Consider the following 19,289-nt stretch of genomic DNA (forward strand, 5'->3'; position numbering starts at 1 on the left):
GATGGCGTCGTTTTCTCCCCCACGGATACGCCCTTGAAGTCGCAGGGGGTTTCCGCAGCGGCGCACGTTGCGGCAACAACGAAAAAGTACGGTACTAGTCGGTGAAACATTTCTCCCCCTGCAAGCCGGCGCAACACAGCGCCGCATGTACCAAGAATCAACGAACTGGTATGTTTTGGGCCGTTGCTCAGCGCACGGCCTCACGACGTGGGCCGTGTCAATACTGTCAGCATTGGCAGTTGATAATGTCGTGAGCGCTGCTTCTGCAATGAGTTCGCGAAGTAACGCTTCCCGAGAACTCAACGATTTTTCGTTACTCGATTCAAGTAACGGTTAAACGCTGCATCGTCGTCTCCAAACAACTGCACGACGCTACGATCCGCCCACCAGATCAGCCGCTCGAGCACGGCGCGTTTGGGCAGGCCGTAATGTGCCTCCAGCCGCTGGAGCGAAAAGAACTCGCGACCGTTCATCGTCACCACCAGCCGCTTGTCATCCGATTCCGCCTCGTCCGCCGGCACCGGCTGGACCAACACCGCTGAGGCAGCAAGCTCGCCATCGCTAGACACACGACCACGTGGCTTTGCGATCCCGCGTCGAGTCTTTGCCAATTCTTCGCGCAGCCGCTCACATTCGCGCACGAGTTCATCATGCTCATTTTTCGTTACAGTAACGGGTTTTCCCGCCGCCTTATGCCGCGCTCGGAAAGCCGCCTGGCGCTGTGCGTTCGTCAGGGCGCCGGGTTTTCGCGGCCTGCCCCGCCTGCGTTTTTCCGTTACGGAATCAACCTGTAACGGAATATCGTGATCGCCTGCCATGGTCCGCCCCTGTCTGTCCGGACCTTTATTTTGTGTTACAGGTAACGCAGAATCAACACTCTGCGAATCACTTCAACGAGATCGAGAGTCGCACGACGCCCGGGACGTCGACACGCTTGCGATACGCCAAGATGCTGAACCGGCTATGCCGCCATCTCGTCGACATCGGGCTGCGTGCCAGCAACCCGGCGTCTGGAGTGAGCGCGTTTGCTCGTTGGCCCGAGGACGAGCCGCTACCTCTTTACCTCGATCAGGCCGCAGACGAACGGCTGCAAGCGTGGACTAACCCCTCAGGGCCAGTTGTGTGCGTTTCCCCGGGGAAACGAAACGTTAGATCGCTTACGATCGCGTGGATAAGTTACGAAGGGTTCGTTAGCCGTTTCCCCGGGGAAACGGCAATTCAATGGCGCGGCCGTTCGTTTTACCTCGTATCGACGCAGGTTCCACCACAGCATCGCTCCACCGCTCGTTGCTAAGGCAAGCGCTGGACTTGCTCGGCCGCCGCACCTCGCCATGAAATCTATCCGTTTTTCGTTGAAACGGCCACTTTTTCGTTTCCGTTACGACATTTCCCGAAAACGTCTTGGTACACTTCCACCCGACCGACGGGAGGCGATTGCATGGCGACATCAGGCGAACTGTTTGAGCAGGATTTTGAGACATGGACGCCGGCTCAGGCAAAGTCGTTCTTTCGCGCCGGGATGGTAGATGATTTCTTCGCGACTAACGTTGGCGACGATCAGTGGGTGCTTACGCTGCTCGTCGTCGGTCGGCAAGGTCGCCAGACGCAGGTCCAGTTGCGCACCGCTCGCGAGCTTGATACTCACAAGGTGCGTCACTTCAAGACTCTCGATGCCGCCGTCAGAGCGGCAGGCGAGATAGGCTTCGATGTGCGTACGATCGGGACCGCTCGAATTGCACAACGCTCGTCGCAGCGTCCCGGCAAGGCCTCGCGAGTCACGCCGGAACATCGCCGCATGCTGCCGGACGCTGACTAAGCGCAGGTATCAGCTCCCTACAATTCAATGTCGAATATGCAACGTATAAAGTCGTCAAAAATCGCCGGTGCCTGTGCCGCCTTGCTTTTGAGTATTTCGCTAGCGGCCTGTGACGGCAAGTCGTCGCCAACGAAAGAGAACTACGCGAAGGCCGTGCAGACCTACTTCGACGGCAAGGACGCGGTGTGCATGTTGGTCGGCGCAGTGCCGTTCGATGCAGCCGAACATTCGAGTGAGGCGCTGTTTGCCGAGCCGCTCGTGAAAACCGGTCTTCTCACCAAAGAACCGACCCATGTGCAGCAAGCCGGTTCAGCGCACATGCTGCTCCCTGGCTTCCACTATGCGCTGACCGACGAAGGCAAAAAAGCTTACCGTCGAGCAGATCCAGCAAAGAACTCGAAAATTTGTGGTGGCAAAGCCAAGCTCCTCGCAATCACCTTCGCGTCGTCGGCCGAAAGCGCTCACGTGGGCGACAGGGTTGATATCAAGTATGAGGCGAAGCTCGTTGATCGTCCGCGTTGGGACGATGAGGCAGTGCTTCGAACGCTGCACCCCGATTTGATTGAGACAGAAAACGATCAGTACCACAGCGAGTTATACGTAGAACTGACAAACGACGGCTGGGTTGTGAACCCCTCCTTGTAGTGCCTACGTCCGAAAAATCTGTTCCGCTAATGCGTAGGACTCGCTCCAACGACGATTTCATTGTCCATTGGCTTCCCGCCAATCGCCGTTTATGGCCCCTAGCATCCACGCCCGCTGATGCGTGAGATGACCGAGTTAGTCTGAGCGGCTGCCAGTTCGGCCCGCAGGTCTGCCCACCTGGCGATCAACGTTGGATCTGGCGTCAGGAAGAGCGGCTGCGTTGTCCAACCGACGACACGGGCGCCGTTCCATTGCGTCTCGAAGATGCGCATGTCTTCGTCCTCGCTAACGCCCGCGTTCACGAGATCGTCAAAGGACTCGAGGTTGAACAGTTCAGCTCGTCCTGGTGGATGCCCGATATCAACGATATCGCCGAGCAGAAAAATCGCCGCGCATCCTCGCGCGTCGCGCATAGCGCGAACGCGTCGACAATTCCATCAGGTGTCTGCCACATCATTCGGTAAAGCAGCTTGCGGCACCGCTGTGATAGCTCGCTCATAGAGGTCTCATGTTTCTGGCGCACAACCGCGCCTTGACATTGCGTGGCGATCTGTACGATAGGCCGCATATGCCTTTCTCGACAATGCCCGCAGATGAATAATCGTCTCCCCTCACCCGCCTTGCAGCGACCCCATGCCCCTGATGGCACGGTTTCGGCGAAGCGCCAGCTTCGTTATGATGGGGAGCGCGCGACTTCAGTATATACATTTTATGAATGCAGACCTGTGGCGGTCCGATCCCGAAACAGCCTACGCTGAATGGCAGCAGGCAGAAGCCACCGGTGCGGACAGGCGGGCGTTTGCCGAGCGCTCCATTGTTCAGCACCGCTCGATGTTTGCCCGATTCCATCGCTATCTGACAAGCCACGGCGTCGCGGTGACGGAGTTCGGCACTGACCATATCGACGGCTTTTTCGCCGATCTGGATCGCGACTGCGCGCCGGGAACATCGACGCGCCTGCGCTACCTCAAACTGCTGGACCGGCTCTCGCGCCACCTCTCTATGCTCGGCCTGCGGACCGACAACCCGGCCGCACGCCTGCTTCCGCGAGAACACTGGCCGGAAGACGAGCCGGTGCCGGTTTTCCTGTGGCCGGATGAGGATGCGCGATTGCAGGAGCTTTGCCGCGTAGTCGACTTCGAGTCGTTCAAGGAGATGCGCAACCGTGCAAGCGTCGCGGCGCTGCTTGGCACCGGCACCACTGCCGCTGAACTGACTGCGCTCACCGTTGGAGATCTTGAGGTAGGCAAGCGACCCAGCGTGTTCGTCAAAAAACGCGGGCCACGTATCGCGCGCCGCGTGCCCATTGACGCGTTCGCAGTTGAGCTGCTGCGCGCCTACGCGAAGGCGCGTGAGGGACAGGCCGTCAGCGATGGTCTGTTGTTCATGGCGACGGCGAGCGGGAAGTCGATGAAGCCAGGCACCCTGGGACAGTGTGTGCAGGCGGCACTGCGACTCGTCGGCGCGACGGCCGACGACGAGAGCCCGCGACTGCTACGCAACACGTATGGACGCAGGCACCTGCTGGAAGGCAAGACCAACGAACAGGTGAGCAACCTGTTGGGCCTGTCGAGCCGCAGGACGGCCACGCGGTTACGGGAAACCATCCTTGACCCCGGCGATGACGACGACCGGACGGCCGACACTGCCTAGCTGTCGCGCGAACCGTCGCCTTGACTTTGGCCCGCGACGCGTAGCCTGGTGAGTGAGCCGTACAGGGGTGCGGCCACACATACGGGGTTTCAGTCATGATCTACAAAAGCGCCTTCAGGGACATCATCTATCCAGCGCAGAACCGGGAGCCGCGCGCCACGCGCTACCGCATCGTGCTCGCAAAGACCTCGCGACTTGTGCGCGCGATCGTTCATCTCGTTGCTGATGAGCCGACCCAGCCGGAAAGCACCGACCTTCCCACGGCAATCGACGTGATCCTGAACAGGATCATCGACGGCGAACTGACGGGCGTGCGTCACGACTGCATCTGGCTCGTGGTTCAAACCGGCGCGCAATTGACCGACTACCCCATCACCTACAACGCGCTGGAGTTGAAGGGCCACGGCGGTCGCGCACCGCGTCCCCCGGGCACCTCCGACCAGCCGATCCACATCCGCTCTATCGACGTGGTTGGCGGCTCGGTCGCGTTTTACGTGGACTACGACGGCGGAAAGCCAGCAAGTGACGTTGTTGCGAGAATGCTGCGATGAACAGCCGCCGGCGTCCTCAATACGCCGTCGGTCGGTGGGAGTCGCTGTGGGCGAGCGATCCGTATATGTCGCACCGGATCATCATCGATCTTTCGGCGCGAAAAGTGATCGCCGGGCAGGATCGCTACCACAAACGGTGGCATCCAATGAGCGTTCGTGACGTCGACTACATGCAGCAAATTCTGGAAGAGACGGCCGACGACATTTTCGATGAGCCGCGCGAACACGGCTTTGAACTCGTCGATCATCCGCCAGCCTGGGCGCTCGAACCGTGGCCTTGGCCGCGGATCTACGGGCGAACTGACGACGAGTACGAACAAGACGACTGACGCTTCATCGCGACCGAGCAGATTTTGCGTGACACCAACTGAGGCTGTGGAAATCCCGGTATGTAACGCGCGCGCCGACGATTTTCTAGTACTTTGGGGCGAACGGGCCTCCCTGCGGCACGCGGCAGCCTGCAGCACTAGCCCCGCCCGCCCGCTGGCCGACAAATTGCTCCCTCCGTAGCCTATCGTGGGTGTAGGTGTGCGGCGAGGAGGCGGGCGTGTTCCACTTTTATCTCATTGATCCGGTCGGGCACACGGTCGTAAAGGTGAATGACGGATTCGACAGGGCTGCGGAACTGACGGACTGCGCAGCGCCTGACCTCTACACGCTATGGCAAGACGCGGCAGAGCCGGATTCGTCGGTTGATATTGCATACGACCCGGACGCCGAAGATCAGCCCGCTTTTCTTCTGACCCTTACGCATGGCAGCACGACGACGGAACGTCTTGTGGCTGGCCGGGCGGTCTTGATGGCGGTCGGTGCAGTGCCCGACGACATCGCGCAGCAGTTGTCGACGGCAGAGGCGGTTCAGGATGCCATCGGTTTTGTGGGCAAGGTCCGGACAGATGTCGCCGCGTGGCTGAAGTCCGGTGCGCCCGATACTCGCGCGCCTGCCCGGCGCAGCGCCGCCTCTGGCCACCCCCGGAAACCCCGTCACGGCACGTTCGGACGGCGCTAGACGGGGCGTCGCCGGCTAAAAAAAGCCAGGCGTCGTGATAAGCGCCTGGCTTTCAACTCAGCCGACTGCCTGTACGTGTCGCCATGAAGTGGGCCGGCTGTGCAGTCCACGCGACCTGACGGCGCGGGATTGCATCCCGATCGCAGCATTTGGCGTACCCGCCTCGAAAGCCACGTCGCTTCGCACGGGCGATGTAAGGGGCGCGTTACCAGGCTATACTACTGTTTATATATACAGTGTTTTGAGGGGAGAGCGATGAGCGCCGTCATGCTACCCGAAGCGATACACCCCGGGCTCTGGAAAGGAAACCAGTTGGCCCGCGCTGCATCGCGGGTCATCCCTTGCGGCGATGACGCACTTACGGCGGAATTGCCCGGCGGCGGCTGGCCACGCGGCGCACTGACCGATCTGCTGGTCCAGCAGACGGGCTGCGGGGAACTGCGTCTACTGCGACCTGCCTTCGAGCGCCTTGGATCTAAGCCGGTCGTGCTCCTGCAGCCGCCGCACAACGTCCAGCCGACGGCGTTCGCATGGTGGGGCCTGGATGCCTCCAATCTGATGATGGTGAAAGCGCCGAAGACGGCCGACGCGCTGTGGGCTGCCGAGCAGATTCTGCGTGCGGGCACCTGTGGCGCGCTCGTATTCTGGCAGCAGCACGTGCGGCCCGAGGCGGTGCGGCGACTGCATCTGGCCGCGCAAACGTCCGAGTCGCTCTTTTTCATGGCGCGACCGCTCGCGACGACACGCGACGCCTCGCCTGCCCCGTTGCGCCTTGCGATCCGTGCGGCCAAAGGCGGCGTCGATGTCCAGTTTCTGAAGCGCCGCGGCCCCGCCCGCGATGAACCGCTGTTCGTCGCCCTGACGCCCTCTCCAATCCTGAACGTAAAACGCAATGCAACTGTGGATAGGCGTCCATCTCCCGTTGTTGTGCCTCGAAGTGTTCCGGCCGAAGTGGTCGCATGAGCCCGATGACGGCGCAGGCCTTGCCGTGCTCGAAAAGGAGCGCGTCATTGCCGCCGACCCATGCGCACGCGCGGACGGGGTCTGCATCGGCATGCGGCGCGGCGGCGTCCTCACGCTCTCGCCGGCCACGGTCATGCAGGAGCGCGACAGTACGGCGGAAGTCAACGCTGTGCGCGGGATCGCCACCGGACTGCTGAACCTGTCACCGCAGGTCGTGATCGCCGAGGAGAGCACGGTGCTCATCGACGTGTCAGCGAGTCTGCGGCTCTTCGGCGGCATCCGCTCGGTACGTCGCATGGCGCGGCGAGTTGCCGACGCGATCGGGGTTACGGCCACGATCAGCGTCGCTCCAACGGGACAGGCGGCATGGCTGCTGGCGCGGTACCGCGGTGGCGTTGCGTTGTCGCACCGTTCCCTCTCGCGCGCCCTCGCCGGACTGCCGGTCAGCCTGCCGACGCCCGCCCGACGTCATTTCGACTGGCTGACGGGCATCGGCTGCGAGACGGTCGGCCAGCTGATGCGCCTGCCCCGTGCGGGACTGAAAAAACGCTGCGGCACGGCACTCCTCGATGTGCTGGACCGCGCCAACGGAGTGGCACCCGAAGTGTACGAATGGTATGAAACGCCGCCGACCTTTCAGGCGCGCGTCGAGCTGCCCGATAGCATTGAGCACGCCGAAGCCTGTCTTTTTGCGGCCCGCCGGCTCGTCGTCCAGCTAACGGGCTGGCTGTCGCAAAAGCAGCTTGCCGTCACACGCATTGCGCTGCTGCTCGAACATGAGCGCGGGCGCGATTCGATCGCCCCGACAACGATCGAGGTGGCGCTCGCCGAGCCGACGTGGCGCGAAGACCACCTGATGCGCCTGCTGAAAGAACGGCTGGGCCGTGTCGAACTCGCCGCAGCCGTGATCGCGCTGCAGCTAGTCGTGCAGGAAGTGAAGGAAGCCGAACCAGCCTCGGACTCGCTGTTTCCCGAGCCGGGCGGCACGGCGGCGGATCACGCGCGCCTGCTGGAACTGCTGGTCGCGCGGCTCGGCGCAGAAAACGTGCTGAAGCCCGCGCCCGTCGCCGACCACCGTCCGGAAGTAGCCGCGCGCTGGGTGCCCGTCACGGACAAGGCAAAGTACGTCGCGCCGGCGACGGACACGCCCCGCCCCGCCTGGCTGCTGGAGTCGCCCATCAAGCTGCTGATGCGCGGCGAGCGACCGTTTTACGGCTCCCCATTGCGCACGGTGTCATCCGGCGAGCGCGTCGAAGCGGGGTGGTTCGAGGGAGAGCCGGTGACGCGTGACTACTTCGTTGCCGAGGCCGACGACCACATCTGCTACTGGATCTACCGCGAGCGCATCGGCGCCGTCGACGAGGACGAGCCGCGCTGGTTCCTGCATGGGCTGTTCGGATAAGTCATGCTGCCCGCTTCGTTCGGCCTGCCCGGCTATGCCGAGTTGCAGTGCGCATCCAACTTCACATTCCTGCACGGTGCTTCGCATGCCGAGGAACTGGCCGCGCGCGCGGCGCAGCTCGGGTACGAGGCAATTGCGATCACCGACGAGTGCTCGCTTGCAGGCATCGTCCGCGCGCTCGTCGCTGCGAAGGAAGCGGGGATCAAGCTGCTGGTCGGCGCGCACTTCCGCGTCACGAACGCGGACGGCTCACCTGCCCTAGCCTTCACCGCGATTGCCCAGAACCGCGATGGCTACGGCAACCTGTCCGAACTCATCACGCTTGCGCGCACGCGCAAGGCCAAGGGCACGTATGTCGTGTACCCGCACGACCTCGACCATCCCGATCCGCCTTTCACGCATCTGCGCGCGCTGCCCGACTGCCTGATCGTTTTGACGCCCGAGTACCCCGCGAAGGATGTGCGCCTTGACGCGCAGGCGCTATGGGCGGCACAGACGTTCAGCACGGACCGCTGCTGGATCGGGCTCACTCTGCACGCCCGCGCGCTCGATGACCTGCATCGCAATACCGTCTATGACGTCGCCGAGCGGCATGGACTGAACGTGGTGGCCACCGGCCAGGTGCTGATGCATGTGCGTTCGCGCAAGCCGTTGCAGGACACACTGACGGCGATCCGCCTGAACCGGCCCGTGACCGAATGCGGGTTCGAGCTGTCGCCGAACGCCGAACAGCATCTTCGCTCACGGTTGAGGCTGGCCAACGTCTATGCGGTGGACGCGCTTGCACAGACGCTGAACATCGCGTCGCGCTGCACGTTCAAGCTCGACGAGCTCCGCTATGAGTACCCCGACGAACTCGTGCCGCCTGGCACCACGCCGACCGCCTATCTGCGACGCGAGACCTATCTGGGCGCCCAGCGGCGCTATCCGCGCGGCATTCCGCACAGCGTTCAGACCCAGATCGAGCACGAACTGTCGCTGATCGCCGACCTGAAGTACGAGCCGTACTTCCTGACGGTGTACGACATCGTGCGCTTCGCGCGCAACGAGGGCATCCTGTGTCAGGGGCGCGGCTCGGCGGCCAATTCGGCAGTCTGCTTTTGTCTGGGCGTCACAGAGGTCGATCCCGATCGGAGCAGCATGCTTTTCGAGCGCTTCATCAGCAAAGAGCGTGGAGAACCCCCGGACATCGACGTCGATTTTGAGCACCAGAGACGGGAAGAGGTCATCCAGTACATCTACCGTAAATACACGCGGACCCGCGCGGCGCTCGCGGCCGCCGTGACAACCTATCGACCGCGCTCCGCGATCCGCGATTCCGGCAAGGCGCTCGGGATCGATCCGGTGATCGTCGATCGCGTCGCCAAGGAGCATCACTGGTTTGATTCGAGCGCCGATCTTATCCGTCGCTTCGTTGATAGCGGACTCGACCCTGAGACGCCGATGATCCAGCAGTGGGCGACGCTCGCCGCGACACTGCTCGGCTTTCCCCGTCACCTGTCGCAGCACACAGGCGGCTTCGTAATCGCGCGAGGTAAGCTCTCGCGGCTCGTGCCCGTCGAAAATGCGTCGATGCAGGATCGCACCGTGATCCAGTGGGACAAGGACGATCTGGAAGCGCTCGGCCTGCTGAAAATCGACGTGCTCGCGCTCGGCATGCTGTCGGCGATCCGCCGCACGCTTGACCTGGTGTCGCAGCAGCGCGGCGAGCCGTTCGAGATGCAGGACATTCCGCCGGAGGACGAGGCCACCTACGACATGATCTGCGCAGCCGATACCGTCGGCGTGTTCCAGATCGAGTCGCGCGCACAGATGAGCATGCTGCCGCGCCTGAAACCGCGCGAGTTCTACGACCTTGTGATCGAAGTCGCGATCGTACGTCCCGGCCCTGTGCAGGGCGGCATGGTCCATCCGTACCTCCGCCGGCGGCAGGGATTGGAACCCGTAAGTTATCCGAGTCCTGACGTCGAACAGGCGCTGAAACGTACGCTAGGCGTGCCGATCTTCCAGGAGCAGGTGATGCAGGTCGCAATGCTCGCGGCAGGCTTCAGTGCGGGCGAGGCGGATCAGCTGCGCCGGGCGATGGCCGCATGGAAGCGCAAGGGCGGCCTGCAGCACTATCACGACCGCATCGTCGAAGGGATGCTCCAGCGCGGCTACGACCGCGGGTTCGCCGAGTCCATCTTTGCGCAGATCCAGGGCTTCGGCGAGTACGGCTTTCCCGAGAGCCACGCGGCGAGCTTTGCACTGCTCGTCTACGCAAGCTGCTGGCTCAAGCGCCATGAGCCAGCAGCGTTCCTGTGCGCAATGCTCAACAGCCAGCCAATGGGCTTCTATTCACCGTCGCAACTGGTTCAGGATGCGAAGCGTCACGGCGTCGGCGTGCTGCCCGTCGACGTGACCGTCAGCGACTGGGATTCAACGATGGAAGGCGACGGCAGCATGGTGCCTGTGCGTCTGGGCATGTCCATGATCCGCGGCATGCGTGAGGAAACCGCGCAGCGCATCGAAGCGGCGCGCGCGGTGAAGCCGTTCCGCGACGTCGCGGACCTCGCGAACCGGGCGCAGCTCGATCGCCATGACCTGCAGGTGCTCGCGGCCGCCAACGCGCTGAGGGCGCTCGCGGGCGACCGGCGGCAGGCATTATGGGCAGCCGTCGCCGCCGTCCCGGAAAAGGATCTGTTGCGCGCGACGGCGCGCGAGGAGGAAGCGCCCACGTTGGTCGCGCCAAGCGAAGGACAGGACCTGATCGCCGACTACCGTTCGACGGGCCTGACACTAGGCCGCCATCCGCTCGCGCTGCTGCGCAAGAAGCTGCTCTCGATGCGCCTGATGCCTGCCGAAGCGCTGTCGCGCTATCGCGACGGCCAGCTCGCGCGGGCGTGCGGCATCGTCACCGTACGCCAGCGCCCCGGTACCGCGAACGGCGTCATGTTCATGACGCTCGAGGACGAGACGGGGTCTGTGAACGTGATCGTCTGGCAGTCGGTGGTCGAACGGCAGCGGCGCGAGGCGCTCGGCTCGTCATTGCTCGCCGTCTATGGTGTGTGGCAGCGTCAGGGGGATGTGAAGCATCTCGTGGCACAACGGCTCGTCGACGTCTCACATCTCCTCGGCGAACTGCCGACGGCGAGCCGAAATTTTCACTGAACCCAACGAAAAGGAATGACCGATGGGAAACTACAACGTGCTGTTTGACGCACAGGCCGCCGTCGAAGCAGTACTCCCGCACGTCGTCGCACGGCACCGCAGCAAAGGCGTCCGCACCTGGAAGTTGATCCACCAGATCGAGGAAGAGGTGTTGACCGAGGTCCGCGCGGAGGGACGGTTCAACGACCGGCTGCTGCAGATGATCTGCGCGCCCGCCGCCCTCTCCTATCCCAACGACGACCGGCCCGTTTCATTCGAGGGCCATGACTTCGTGCCGATAGTCTTCTCGGCGATCGACCGCGCATGGCGGCTGGTACATTAAGTGCGGCCGGTGGAACGTCGGATGCTGAACGGAGTTTGACTTGAAGGAGGCATTCCATGTGTTACAGAGATCCGGAGAAAGGCATTGCGCTGCTGCTCGAGGTGATCGGTGATCTGAAAAGCGCGCACGGCCACACAGTGCTGGAGGATTTCGACCACTTCTGCAGCTACTCGGGCTTGTCCGAGGCTGAAGTGGGCCGCCTTCCTTTCCTCTGGACAAAGTACGGTTATCTGTCGGCATGGAAACCTGCCGACGAGAGCAGACAAAGTAGCGCGGCCGCATTAGCAGGCGTGTCTCATCGACGAGAGGATGACGAGGTCGCAGTCTCGGCGTTCAAACTGCAAGTAGGGATGCTACTGCGTGATCTTCCACTGGGAACGGTCGCAGAACTCGACGACCTATGCATCGCGTGGTGGAACGGCAAAGATCTCGTTTTCGCGCACCTTTGCGACGACGACCCCGACCGGATCGAAGAGGAATTCGACCTCGACGATTGCGAATGGCAAGAGCGGCGCGAGGCTTTTGAGGCGTGGCTGAAGGAACCGAACTACAGTTCGCGCGCCGAGGTGCGTGACTGGGTGTTGCGACGGCGGCAGCCATGAGATGTTAACTGGGTGCCGCGGGCTGTTGCACTGTCGGCACCTTATCGCACGCCTCCAGATTGGCCAGCGTGCCGATGATTTAGCCTATTTTCCTAGCGCAACTCACCCCGGCCGACTCGAACAAGCGTCGACTCTAGGCCGGACATGACACCCTGCACATCGATGCCCTGCTCGGCGCACAGCTGCGTGCACGCAAGCACATTGGCCAGAAGTGCGGCGCCCGCGGGGCTATATACCGGATTGATCCTCACGAATGCCCTTACGTCGTCAATCCGATCCTTCAGCGTAGGCGCAACTTCAAGACCTCTCCAACCGCCGGCTGGCAGGTTCCTACGGAAATCCGTTTCGTAGGAGTCTGGCACCCGAACCTTCACGACGATGGACTCGAATGCGTCCAGGACCGCAACATAGTCGGAGAGTCGGATCGGGTCGTTACCTTTGTCCTCGTCATACGCTTTTTTTGCCGCAAGCAATGTCTGCATTTGGTTTCCTTAAAAGAAGGGGCTATACCGGCACCGCCGGCGCTTACCGGATTCTTCGACATTTTGGGATGCACCTCTTCTGCTAAATGCGCACCGGCGGTCGATGGACTGATTGATCACGAAGTCGGTCGATCGATTCATGCTGGTTAGCCGCCAAGTCGGAAAGGAGTCGCCCAAGATCCACGACCCCGGCTTTGGCAAACTCTTCTGCGACATGCATCGAACGACGCTCACCCCGCGGCAAAAGAATGGCCCGCGTCTGGTTGTATGGCGCAGGCATTCCGTGCCGATGCCACGTCGCGCCGAAGCTGCGCATCGCATCAACGAAACCGTTCGAAAATGCGGCGTGGTTGGGCACGACGAACATCTCGAAGTCGCGACGAAGCGAGGAAATTGCCTCTTCATTAAGGGCATACACGCGCAGGTCCGCTTGCAGAGGCACGCGCTGCGGCAGACGTGAGGCAATGTATTTGGCCGCTGCAAAATGATGCGACCCACCACAGTTCATCAGCCAGAGGCGCCCGTCCCATTGATAGCAGGCGAAGTGGTCAGTCGTTTTCTTCCTGTGCAGTATGCGGATCTCGTCGTGTGCGAGATTCTCTGCAAGCTTCTCAGGAGTAATCTCGTCGATCATGTTCCGACTGTTACGCTCAACCATCGCGTCAGTCGAAGAAAATTCAGACAGCTTCGACTTCGACCCGCTAAAGCCGTGCACGTCGGAAATGTCGCACCACCAGCCTTTAACAGTCGTCTCGACACAAATCTGCTCATACTCTGGACGGTGAATCTTAAAGCCACGGTAGTCCCCGCCGATACGCTTCCAACCCATCAACGTGCCGCCTGGTAACCGATCGTGGAAGTTGAGCGAAATGCCATCGTTTAGGCGATGCCACGCCGGCACACTTGACGCAAGAATGCACGGCGCTGATTCGCTCAACCTTGTAGGGAGGTCCAGAGTCGCCGCAAGCAACCGCTGAAGCTTTACGGGCCGTCCAAAGTGTTCCTGTACGCTATCGGCCAGCAATTTTAAGATCGACGTCACGCTGCTTCCCCGTTGTGAAATGGCCAATGTGTGTTTTTCCGTTCTGTTCTCTTGCGTCACGAACACTTCGCAAGATGCGCGGCGCGCGTAACGCTACCGAAGCTCCGAGCCGACTTCATTGATACCGATCACCTTCCGGTAGGCGGCATGCTCGTCGTGCCAACGGTCGTCCAACAACGTCTTATCGGCCACTGCGCCCTCTTTCTTGACTAGGCGCACCTTGTCTACGCGCGAATCAATCGCCGCATTTTGTCGGTGAACACCTGCCGACCGGCGCCGGCGGTCTCTTCGCCTGACCTCAGCCTGGCTTCTGCGATGCCCGTCATGACGTTCCAGTCGGCGGCACCACTGAGTTCCAGCAACTCGTCCCACTTGATCGGCATCGATATCGGAAGCCCGGGTCTGGCACGAGGAGACAAGGCGATCGCTGTCGTTGCGCCTTTTCCATTTCGCAGGTAATCCACAAAAATCTTGCCGATGCGATTCCGCGGGCCCGACACGGCTGAAAAGCGTTGCGGAATGACCTTCGCAAGATGTCGTGCAATCGCGTGACTGAATCCCTTCACCTCCTGCCACGTATGGACCGGCGCAAGCGGCACGATGATGTGCACGCCCTTCCCTCCGCTGGTCTTGCAGTGCGACTGCAGTCCGAGTTCGTCCAGCACAACCCGCGTAAGCGTTGCGGCTTCAACCATAACGCTCCAGTCGAGTTGCGGATCGGGGTCGAGATCGAGAATGAAGCGGTCGGGATGATCGAGGTCGGGCGCAGTCGCGTTCCACGCGTGAATCTCGATCGTGTTGAGTTGCGCAAGCTCCAGCAACGCTTCTCGCGTGTTCGCAACCAGTAGCGGCGCATGACCGGGGTGCATCGACTCCGGCAACTGCGTAACGGCTTTCAGGCGCTGCCCTTCTGCGTGCTTCTGATAAAACATCTCGCCATTGATCCCATCGGGCGCGCGCACGATCATGAGGGGCCTGTCCTTGACGTACGGCAAGAGGTAATCGGCAACCGCGTCAAAGTACCGGACGACGTCCGCTTTCTTGAGGCCCGTCGATGGATCAACGATGCGCGAAGCGTTGGTGATTGTCGTTCCGGCCACGCTCGAACTCGCACCGCGACGAATGCCTGTCGCGGGCGGGGCAACCGGCTTCTCTTCATGGACTTCGTCTGCCTCCTTGTCGTCGCGTAGCGCCTTCAGGACGCCGTGACGGATCTCCCCGGACGAAGTCCATTCAAGGAACGATACTTCGACAACTACATGTGGCCGCATCCAGACGATCTCCCGTCCTCGCTCAGGCTTCGGCGGGTTAAAGAACGGCGATTCGGCGCCCGGTTCGAGACGCTCGCGCAGAGCGCGCATCTGTGCGGGCCGCAACGTCGCCTTAACCGAACCTGAGAAGCGAAACCCGCCATCGCGTTCATACACGCCGAGCAGCAACGAGCGAATGCCTGCTGCCGCTCCCGCGCTCCGGCTGATACCGCCGACGACGAATTCCTGCCGTTGTAGGCATTTCACCTTGGCCCAGTCGGGCGAGCGGCCTTCCGTATAGGGGCGGTCGATCCGTTTGCCGATGAGACCTTCAAGGCCCATCCGACAGGCCGAGTCGAGCAAGGATTCGACGCCGTCGTTGAACGTGTTGCTAAGCCGTATATGTGCGTCGTCGACGCCAGCAAGCAACTGCCGCAATGCGGCTTGCCTGTCGTGGAGCTTGGCCCGTCGGAGGTCCGCGCCATCCAGAAACATCATGTCGAAAGCGAAAAACGTCAGGCCTGCCGTGCGACGCCTGGCGAAGGCATTTTGCAAAGCCGAGAAGTCGGGGACGTCGGCTTTATTGAGCGCCACCACCTCCCCATCGATCCATGCCTGGCTGACGGGCAGGCGGGCGAATGCTTCCGCTAGGACAGGCATCTTCCCGGTCCAGTCGTGACCGTTGCGCGTGAACAATGTCACCGAGCCGTTGTCGATACGGCACAGCATTCGATAGCCATCGAACTTGATCTCGTACGACCAATTCGAGCCGACCGGCGGCCGATCGACGAGCGTGGCGAGTTGCGGCCGGATGATGTCCGGCAGGCTGTCCACCTGGCTCTCGTCCGCCTGATCGGGTACTCTCGTTCTACGCGCCACCTGTTCCGCCTCCCAAATCCCATCGGCGTCGCGCTGACTGTTCCAGCCAGGCGCGCTGGCCGGGAAATTGCTGCGAACGGGAGCGCCTGCCAACGGGAGAATGTCATGGCCGCTCCGCGTTCGATCGCCTCGATGACCATCAGCTTTGGACTTGTTTCGATTCCCTGCCGCATGTTCTCGGCCACGGAATCCAAGTCTGCGGTCAGCTTCAATATGTTGCACAAGGATTGCGGCGCCCGGGTACGCCAGCAGCTCTACTGCCCCGCTCATCAGGCCGTGGTCGAGCGTTCAGATACCGTCAAAGGATACGAGTTCGAGAAGGACAAATACGTCGTCTTCGAGCCGTCCGAGCTCGAGGCCTTCGAGGCGACCGCCAGCCACAGCATTGACATTGTCGCCTTCCTTCCGGCCGACGCGATTGATCCGATCTATTTCGACAAGGCTTACTATCTCGGCCCCGACAAGCGCGGCGCGAAGCCCTATCAGCTACTCGCGCAGGCAATGACCGAAACCGGCACCTGCGCGCTCGCCAAGTTCGTGATGAAGGGAAAACAGAACGTCGCGCAGGTGCGTTCCGGACCGGACGGGCTCATCCTCCAGCAGCTTCTGTACGCCGACGAGGTACGGGCACAGTCGGCGATCGGCATTGACAAGCCGGAGGTGCTGCCCGCGGAACTGAAGCTCGCCGAACAGCTTATCGAGCAGTACCGCGTCGATTCGTATGACCCGACGCAGTTTAAGGACGAGGAAAAGGAGCGCCTGCTCGCCGCGATCGACCAGAAAATCGCGGGAAAGAAGATCACCCTGCAGCCCGCCGCGCAGCCCGAGGGCGCGGAGATCATCGACCTCGTCGAGGCTTTGCGGGCGAGCCTGAAGGGCAGCGCCACGCCTGCGACCCGGCAGAAACCGGAGGCCGCCGCCCCAGCCGCCGAGCCTGCCGCGCCGAAGCAGCGCAAGTCGGCGCGCCGTACTGCAACTGCGGAAATGCCCGCCGCGCCCGCACCGGCCAGAAAGACAGGAACCCGCAAATAGCATGACCCGCGAAGAGCGTTTCCGCATGCGTGACGTGCAGCGGATGCTGGGCGTCTCGCGAACAGTGATCACCCAGCTCGTCGCTGGCGGCTTCGTCCAGCCGGCGCGCGGCCATGGCCGGGAGACGCTGTTTTCGTTCCGCGACGTCGTCATGCTGCGCACCGCCCATTCGTTGAGAAAGGCGGGCATCCCACCGCGCAAGATCGTGCGAGCTCTGGAAAACCTGCGCGCGACCTGGTCACCCGACAAGGACCTCACGGCGATCCGGATCACTGCCGTTGGTGCCGACGTGGCCGTGCAGGACCGCGCCGGGCCGTGGGACGCCCATACTGGCCAGTTGCTGCTCGATTTTGAGCCGACGCCCGCATGCGGCGGTACCGGCAACGTCACGGAGATTCAAAAGCGCCGCGCGCCCGACGAATTCGCGGACGCTGCTGCAAGGGAAGCTGAGGGCGATGTCGACGGCGCCGAAGCCGGCTACCGGCGCGCCATCGAGTCGGACCGGACCTATCTCGACGCGTACCTGAACCTTGGATGCCTGCTGTCGGAGTGCGGCCGCTACGACGACGCTATCGAGGTATGGCGCAGCGCCCTGCTCGAAAACCCGGACCATCACCTGCTTCACTTCAATCTCGGCGTGGCGCTGGAAGACTCGGGGCGCCTCGAACAGGCTCTCATCGCATACCGGCGCAGCATCGAACTGAAACACGACTTCGCAGACGCGCATTTCAACGCGGCGCGCATCCATGAGGAACTGGGCCAGCAGACACAGGCGATCCGCCACTACAACGCCTACCGGACATTGAACCGCGACGGTTGAGGGGCTTCCCAACCCGTCGGGCATCAGGCTTGCTGTCCCCTTTTTGTTATCGTCCGATTGATAGGGAGGCGAGCTATGGCAGAGCAGCACAAGCCCGGCGAGATCGTGAAAACATCCGGGATTTACAAAGTCGTTCACGAAGGCGACAGCAAGGCAGGGTTCGAAGTGACATGCGTCGAGGGCGAACATTTCCCGCCGACACGTACCGGCAAAGGCGCGGTCTATGAGCTTGTGCACGGTGCGACGCATTCGCACAAGCACAGCGAACTCGGCAGCGGCGACAAGTGACAGACCGGAGGCGAATAAGCGGGCCAGCGGAGACGCTGGCCGGTGGCGGCGGGCGGGCTCTTCCGAGCCGCTCAAATCGCGCTTTCGCCGGTTCCCGCAGCGGGCACCGGCGAAGCCAACGCCGATTGCACATCGATTGGCAATTTGCGGCCACTAGCTGCCGTTCGCGTTCGCGGTCGCTCGGTCATTCGAATGGCCGCTCCGCTCAGATAACGGACCGCTGTTCGCAATCGTTTCTGCCGCCTCTATGCCGCTTCGACACGCTTGCGGTCACCCGTGCCGACGCTGCCGCTGGTGCTCCCGGTTACACCCACCGCTAGCGAAGAACCTGGACGCTAGCGCTCCAGCTGCCCGAGAAATTCCAGGAGCAATTCGTTAACCTGATCAACGCTTTCTTCCGCTGCAGCATGGCCCACGCCGGGGAGCAGCACCTTCTTCTGCAATCCGGACAAATAGGTGTCGAACTGGTCGTAGATTCCACGAATTTCGATCGGTTCAAGGGAAGGGTCGGCAGTGCCACCGATGAACAGGCTCGGCTGGCGGACCACCGCGCCGTCCAGAAACGCTGTGATTTCCCAGTTGCGGTCGCGACAGCGGTAGTGATTCAGGGCACCGGTAAAGCCTGTGCGCGTGTATTCATCCACGTAGTAGTCGATCGCCCGTGCGCTTAACCATGACGGGAACTCCTTCGGCTCAGTGAAGGCATTGAGAATGGGCTCACCGGCTTCGATGAACATGCGCCAACGCTCGGTGCCGACGGCGCTGCCGGAGACCGAGTAGAAGATGCTGCGCAACGTCTTGCGCGGATCGCTGGCCAACTCGCGATCCGGCTTGCCGATCTGCTGGAAGTACAGGTGGTGATACACCCTGCCTTTCGCCATCTCCCGCAAACCGACGGTCGGTTTGACCTTTCCGCGCGGTGGCACCGGGGTATTGAGCATCACGAGGCCGCGGAACAGGTCTGGCCTCAGCATGGCCGCCGCCTGAGCCACCCATGCGCCCAGGTCGTGTCCGACGATTACCGCGGTCTTTTCATCCAGAGCCTTCATCAAGCCAACCATGTCTCCGACTGACTGGCTCATGTCGTAGGCTTCAATGGAATCCGGCCGATCGGTTTGCCCGAATCCCCGTTGATCGGGGACGACGACCCGAAAGCCGGCCTCGGCTAACACCCCGATCTGGCGGCGCCACATGTACCACAGGTATGGAAAACCATGCAGCAGAATAACGAGCGGGCCCTGCCCCTCGTCGATGTAATGCATGCGAATGCCATTGACTTCGGCAAAGCAGTGGTTGAATGCGGCGGGGTCGTCGGCATCCACTTGCCCCAATGCGGCGCGCGGCTGACCGATGCGCAGTGCAGCGTTTGTGTCCATTGTCTAC

General features: G+C 62.0%; 20 protein-coding genes. 14 read left to right on the forward strand and 6 right to left on the reverse strand.

The genetic code is table 11. The annotated features are described in order from the left end of the window. Nucleotides 1–299: 299 nt before the first annotated feature. The gene (locus tag SB822_RS46685; protein WP_410857852.1) at nt 300–818 is read right to left on the reverse strand and encodes a hypothetical protein; all 519 of its coding nucleotides are present in this window, start codon (nt 816–818) and stop codon (nt 300–302) included. A 620-nt stretch (nt 819–1,438) separates the two neighbouring features. Between SB822_RS46685 and SB822_RS46690 the strand changes: the two genes are divergently transcribed. Further along, nucleotides 1,439–1,816, forward strand: a complete 378-nt coding sequence (locus tag SB822_RS46690) for a hypothetical protein (RefSeq protein WP_410857853.1) — start codon at nt 1,439–1,441, stop codon at nt 1,814–1,816. A gap of 27 nt (nt 1,817–1,843) precedes the next feature. Beyond that, on the forward strand, nt 1,844–2,461 hold the full coding sequence (locus SB822_RS46695) for a hypothetical protein (RefSeq protein WP_410857854.1): 618 nt from the start codon (nt 1,844–1,846) through the stop codon (nt 2,459–2,461). A 98-nt stretch (nt 2,462–2,559) separates the two neighbouring features. Here the strand turns inward: SB822_RS46695 and SB822_RS46700 are convergent, their stop codons facing one another. Next, nucleotides 2,560–2,874 carry a hypothetical protein gene (locus SB822_RS46700; protein ID WP_410857855.1) on the reverse strand — a complete coding sequence of 105 codons (315 nt, stop codon included), beginning with the start codon at nt 2,872–2,874 and terminating at the stop codon, nt 2,560–2,562. A gap of 298 nt (nt 2,875–3,172) precedes the next feature. On the opposite strand from SB822_RS46700, the gene SB822_RS46705 reads away from it, so the two are divergent. From SB822_RS46705 to SB822_RS46745, 9 genes are all read left to right on the forward strand, one after another. After that, nucleotides 3,173–4,114 carry a tyrosine-type recombinase/integrase gene (locus SB822_RS46705; protein ID WP_410857856.1) on the forward strand — a complete coding sequence of 314 codons (942 nt, stop codon included), beginning with the start codon at nt 3,173–3,175 and terminating at the stop codon, nt 4,112–4,114. A 95-nt stretch (nt 4,115–4,209) separates the two neighbouring features. Further along, nucleotides 4,210–4,665, forward strand: a complete 456-nt coding sequence (locus tag SB822_RS46710; RefSeq protein WP_410857857.1) for a hypothetical protein — start codon at nt 4,210–4,212, stop codon at nt 4,663–4,665. Between the two features lie 65 nt (nt 4,666–4,730). After that, entirely contained in the window at nt 4,731–4,994 is a 264-nt protein-coding gene (locus tag SB822_RS46715; RefSeq protein WP_410857858.1) for a hypothetical protein, read from the forward strand. Nucleotides 4,995–5,212: 218 nt separating this feature from the next. Further along, a complete protein-coding gene (locus SB822_RS46720) occupies nt 5,213–5,674 on the forward strand; it encodes a hypothetical protein (protein WP_410857859.1) in 462 nt (153 codons plus the stop codon). 255 nt (nt 5,675–5,929) lie between these two features. Then, nucleotides 5,930–6,637: a translesion DNA synthesis-associated protein ImuA gene (gene imuA, locus SB822_RS46725; RefSeq protein WP_410857860.1), complete on the forward strand. Its 708-nt coding sequence runs from the start codon at nt 5,930–5,932 to the stop codon at nt 6,635–6,637. After that, nucleotides 6,567–8,039 (forward strand): Y-family DNA polymerase, encoded by a 1,473-nt coding sequence (locus SB822_RS46730; protein ID WP_410857861.1) that lies wholly within the window; start codon nt 6,567–6,569, stop codon nt 8,037–8,039. The genes imuA and SB822_RS46730 overlap by 71 nt, the downstream gene beginning before the upstream one ends. A 3-nt stretch (nt 8,040–8,042) precedes the next feature. Beyond that, on the forward strand, nt 8,043–11,189 hold the full coding sequence (locus SB822_RS46735) for an error-prone DNA polymerase (RefSeq protein WP_410857862.1): 3,147 nt from the start codon (nt 8,043–8,045) through the stop codon (nt 11,187–11,189). A gap of 22 nt (nt 11,190–11,211) precedes the next feature. Further along, nucleotides 11,212–11,511 (forward strand): DUF2471 family protein, encoded by a 300-nt coding sequence (locus SB822_RS46740; protein ID WP_410857863.1) that lies wholly within the window; start codon nt 11,212–11,214, stop codon nt 11,509–11,511. 56 nt (nt 11,512–11,567) lie between these two features. Next, nucleotides 11,568–12,113 (forward strand): hypothetical protein, encoded by a 546-nt coding sequence (locus SB822_RS46745; protein ID WP_410857864.1) that lies wholly within the window; start codon nt 11,568–11,570, stop codon nt 12,111–12,113. 92 nt (nt 12,114–12,205) lie between these two features. On the opposite strand, the gene SB822_RS46750 is transcribed toward SB822_RS46745, so the two are convergent. The 3 genes from SB822_RS46750 to ligD all read right to left on the reverse strand — a co-directional run bounded on the left by SB822_RS46750 (nt 12,206) and on the right by ligD (nt 15,766). Further along, nucleotides 12,206–12,595: a hypothetical protein gene (locus tag SB822_RS46750; protein ID WP_410857865.1), complete on the reverse strand. Its 390-nt coding sequence runs from the start codon at nt 12,593–12,595 to the stop codon at nt 12,206–12,208. An 82-nt stretch (nt 12,596–12,677) separates the two neighbouring features. Further along, nucleotides 12,678–13,697 (reverse strand): DUF6685 family protein, encoded by a 1,020-nt coding sequence (locus SB822_RS46755; protein ID WP_410857866.1) that lies wholly within the window; start codon nt 13,695–13,697, stop codon nt 12,678–12,680. 164 nt (nt 13,698–13,861) lie between these two features. Then, nucleotides 13,862–15,766: a DNA ligase D gene (ligD, locus tag SB822_RS46760; protein WP_410857867.1), complete on the reverse strand. Its 1,905-nt coding sequence runs from the start codon at nt 15,764–15,766 to the stop codon at nt 13,862–13,864. Nucleotides 15,767–15,871: 105 nt separating this feature from the next. Between ligD and SB822_RS46765 the strand changes: the two genes are divergently transcribed. The 3 genes from SB822_RS46765 to SB822_RS46775 all read left to right on the forward strand — a co-directional run bounded on the left by SB822_RS46765 (nt 15,872) and on the right by SB822_RS46775 (nt 17,906). After that, nucleotides 15,872–16,798: a Ku protein gene (locus SB822_RS46765; protein ID WP_410857868.1), complete on the forward strand. Its 927-nt coding sequence runs from the start codon at nt 15,872–15,874 to the stop codon at nt 16,796–16,798. Between the two features lies 1 nt (nt 16,799). After that, nucleotides 16,800–17,618, forward strand: coding sequence for a tetratricopeptide repeat protein (locus SB822_RS46770; protein ID WP_410857869.1), 819 nt, complete (start codon nt 16,800–16,802; stop codon nt 17,616–17,618). A 75-nt stretch (nt 17,619–17,693) separates the two neighbouring features. Next, nucleotides 17,694–17,906, forward strand: a complete 213-nt coding sequence (locus SB822_RS46775) for a hypothetical protein (protein ID WP_410857870.1) — start codon at nt 17,694–17,696, stop codon at nt 17,904–17,906. Nucleotides 17,907–18,241: 335 nt separating this feature from the next. Here SB822_RS46775 and SB822_RS46780 read toward each other — a convergent pair whose 3' ends face one another. Beyond that, on the reverse strand, nt 18,242–19,282 hold the full coding sequence (locus SB822_RS46780; RefSeq protein ID WP_410857871.1) for an alpha/beta fold hydrolase: 1,041 nt from the start codon (nt 19,280–19,282) through the stop codon (nt 18,242–18,244). Nucleotides 19,283–19,289: the final 7 nt, after the last annotated feature.

Origin of the sequence: Paraburkholderia sp. SIMBA_054 (assembly GCF_046534875.1) — a bacterium.
Taxonomy (GTDB): Bacteria; Pseudomonadota; Gammaproteobacteria; order Burkholderiales; family Burkholderiaceae; genus Paraburkholderia; species Paraburkholderia hospita.

What these genes read in the sequence shown, in the direction of transcription:
- SB822_RS46685 (WP_410857852.1), bottom strand. Translation starts at nt 818, where the DNA reads ATGGCAGGCGATCACGATATTCCGTTACAGGTTGATTCCGTAACGGAA.
- SB822_RS46690 (WP_410857853.1), top strand. Translation starts at nt 1,439, where the DNA reads ATGGCGACATCAGGCGAACTGTTTGAGCAGGATTTTGAGACATGGACG.
- SB822_RS46695 (WP_410857854.1), top strand. Translation starts at nt 1,844, where the DNA reads ATGTCGAATATGCAACGTATAAAGTCGTCAAAAATCGCCGGTGCCTGT.
- SB822_RS46700 (WP_410857855.1), bottom strand. Translation starts at nt 2,874, where the DNA reads ATGCGCGACGCGCGAGGATGCGCGGCGATTTTTCTGCTCGGCGATATC.
- SB822_RS46705 (WP_410857856.1), top strand. Translation starts at nt 3,173, where the DNA reads ATGAATGCAGACCTGTGGCGGTCCGATCCCGAAACAGCCTACGCTGAA.
- SB822_RS46710 (WP_410857857.1), top strand. Translation starts at nt 4,210, where the DNA reads ATGATCTACAAAAGCGCCTTCAGGGACATCATCTATCCAGCGCAGAAC.
- SB822_RS46715 (WP_410857858.1), top strand. Translation starts at nt 4,731, where the DNA reads ATGTCGCACCGGATCATCATCGATCTTTCGGCGCGAAAAGTGATCGCC.
- imuA (WP_410857860.1), top strand. Translation starts at nt 5,930, where the DNA reads ATGAGCGCCGTCATGCTACCCGAAGCGATACACCCCGGGCTCTGGAAA.
- SB822_RS46730 (WP_410857861.1), top strand. Translation starts at nt 6,567, where the DNA reads ATGCAACTGTGGATAGGCGTCCATCTCCCGTTGTTGTGCCTCGAAGTG.
- SB822_RS46735 (WP_410857862.1), top strand. Translation starts at nt 8,043, where the DNA reads ATGCTGCCCGCTTCGTTCGGCCTGCCCGGCTATGCCGAGTTGCAGTGC.
- SB822_RS46740 (WP_410857863.1), top strand. Translation starts at nt 11,212, where the DNA reads ATGGGAAACTACAACGTGCTGTTTGACGCACAGGCCGCCGTCGAAGCA.
- SB822_RS46745 (WP_410857864.1), top strand. Translation starts at nt 11,568, where the DNA reads ATGTGTTACAGAGATCCGGAGAAAGGCATTGCGCTGCTGCTCGAGGTG.
- SB822_RS46750 (WP_410857865.1), bottom strand. Translation starts at nt 12,595, where the DNA reads ATGCAGACATTGCTTGCGGCAAAAAAAGCGTATGACGAGGACAAAGGT.
- SB822_RS46765 (WP_410857868.1), top strand. Translation starts at nt 15,872, where the DNA reads ATGGCCGCTCCGCGTTCGATCGCCTCGATGACCATCAGCTTTGGACTT.
- SB822_RS46770 (WP_410857869.1), top strand. Translation starts at nt 16,800, where the DNA reads ATGACCCGCGAAGAGCGTTTCCGCATGCGTGACGTGCAGCGGATGCTG.
- SB822_RS46775 (WP_410857870.1), top strand. Translation starts at nt 17,694, where the DNA reads ATGGCAGAGCAGCACAAGCCCGGCGAGATCGTGAAAACATCCGGGATT.
- SB822_RS46780 (WP_410857871.1), bottom strand. Translation starts at nt 19,282, where the DNA reads ATGGACACAAACGCTGCACTGCGCATCGGTCAGCCGCGCGCCGCATTG.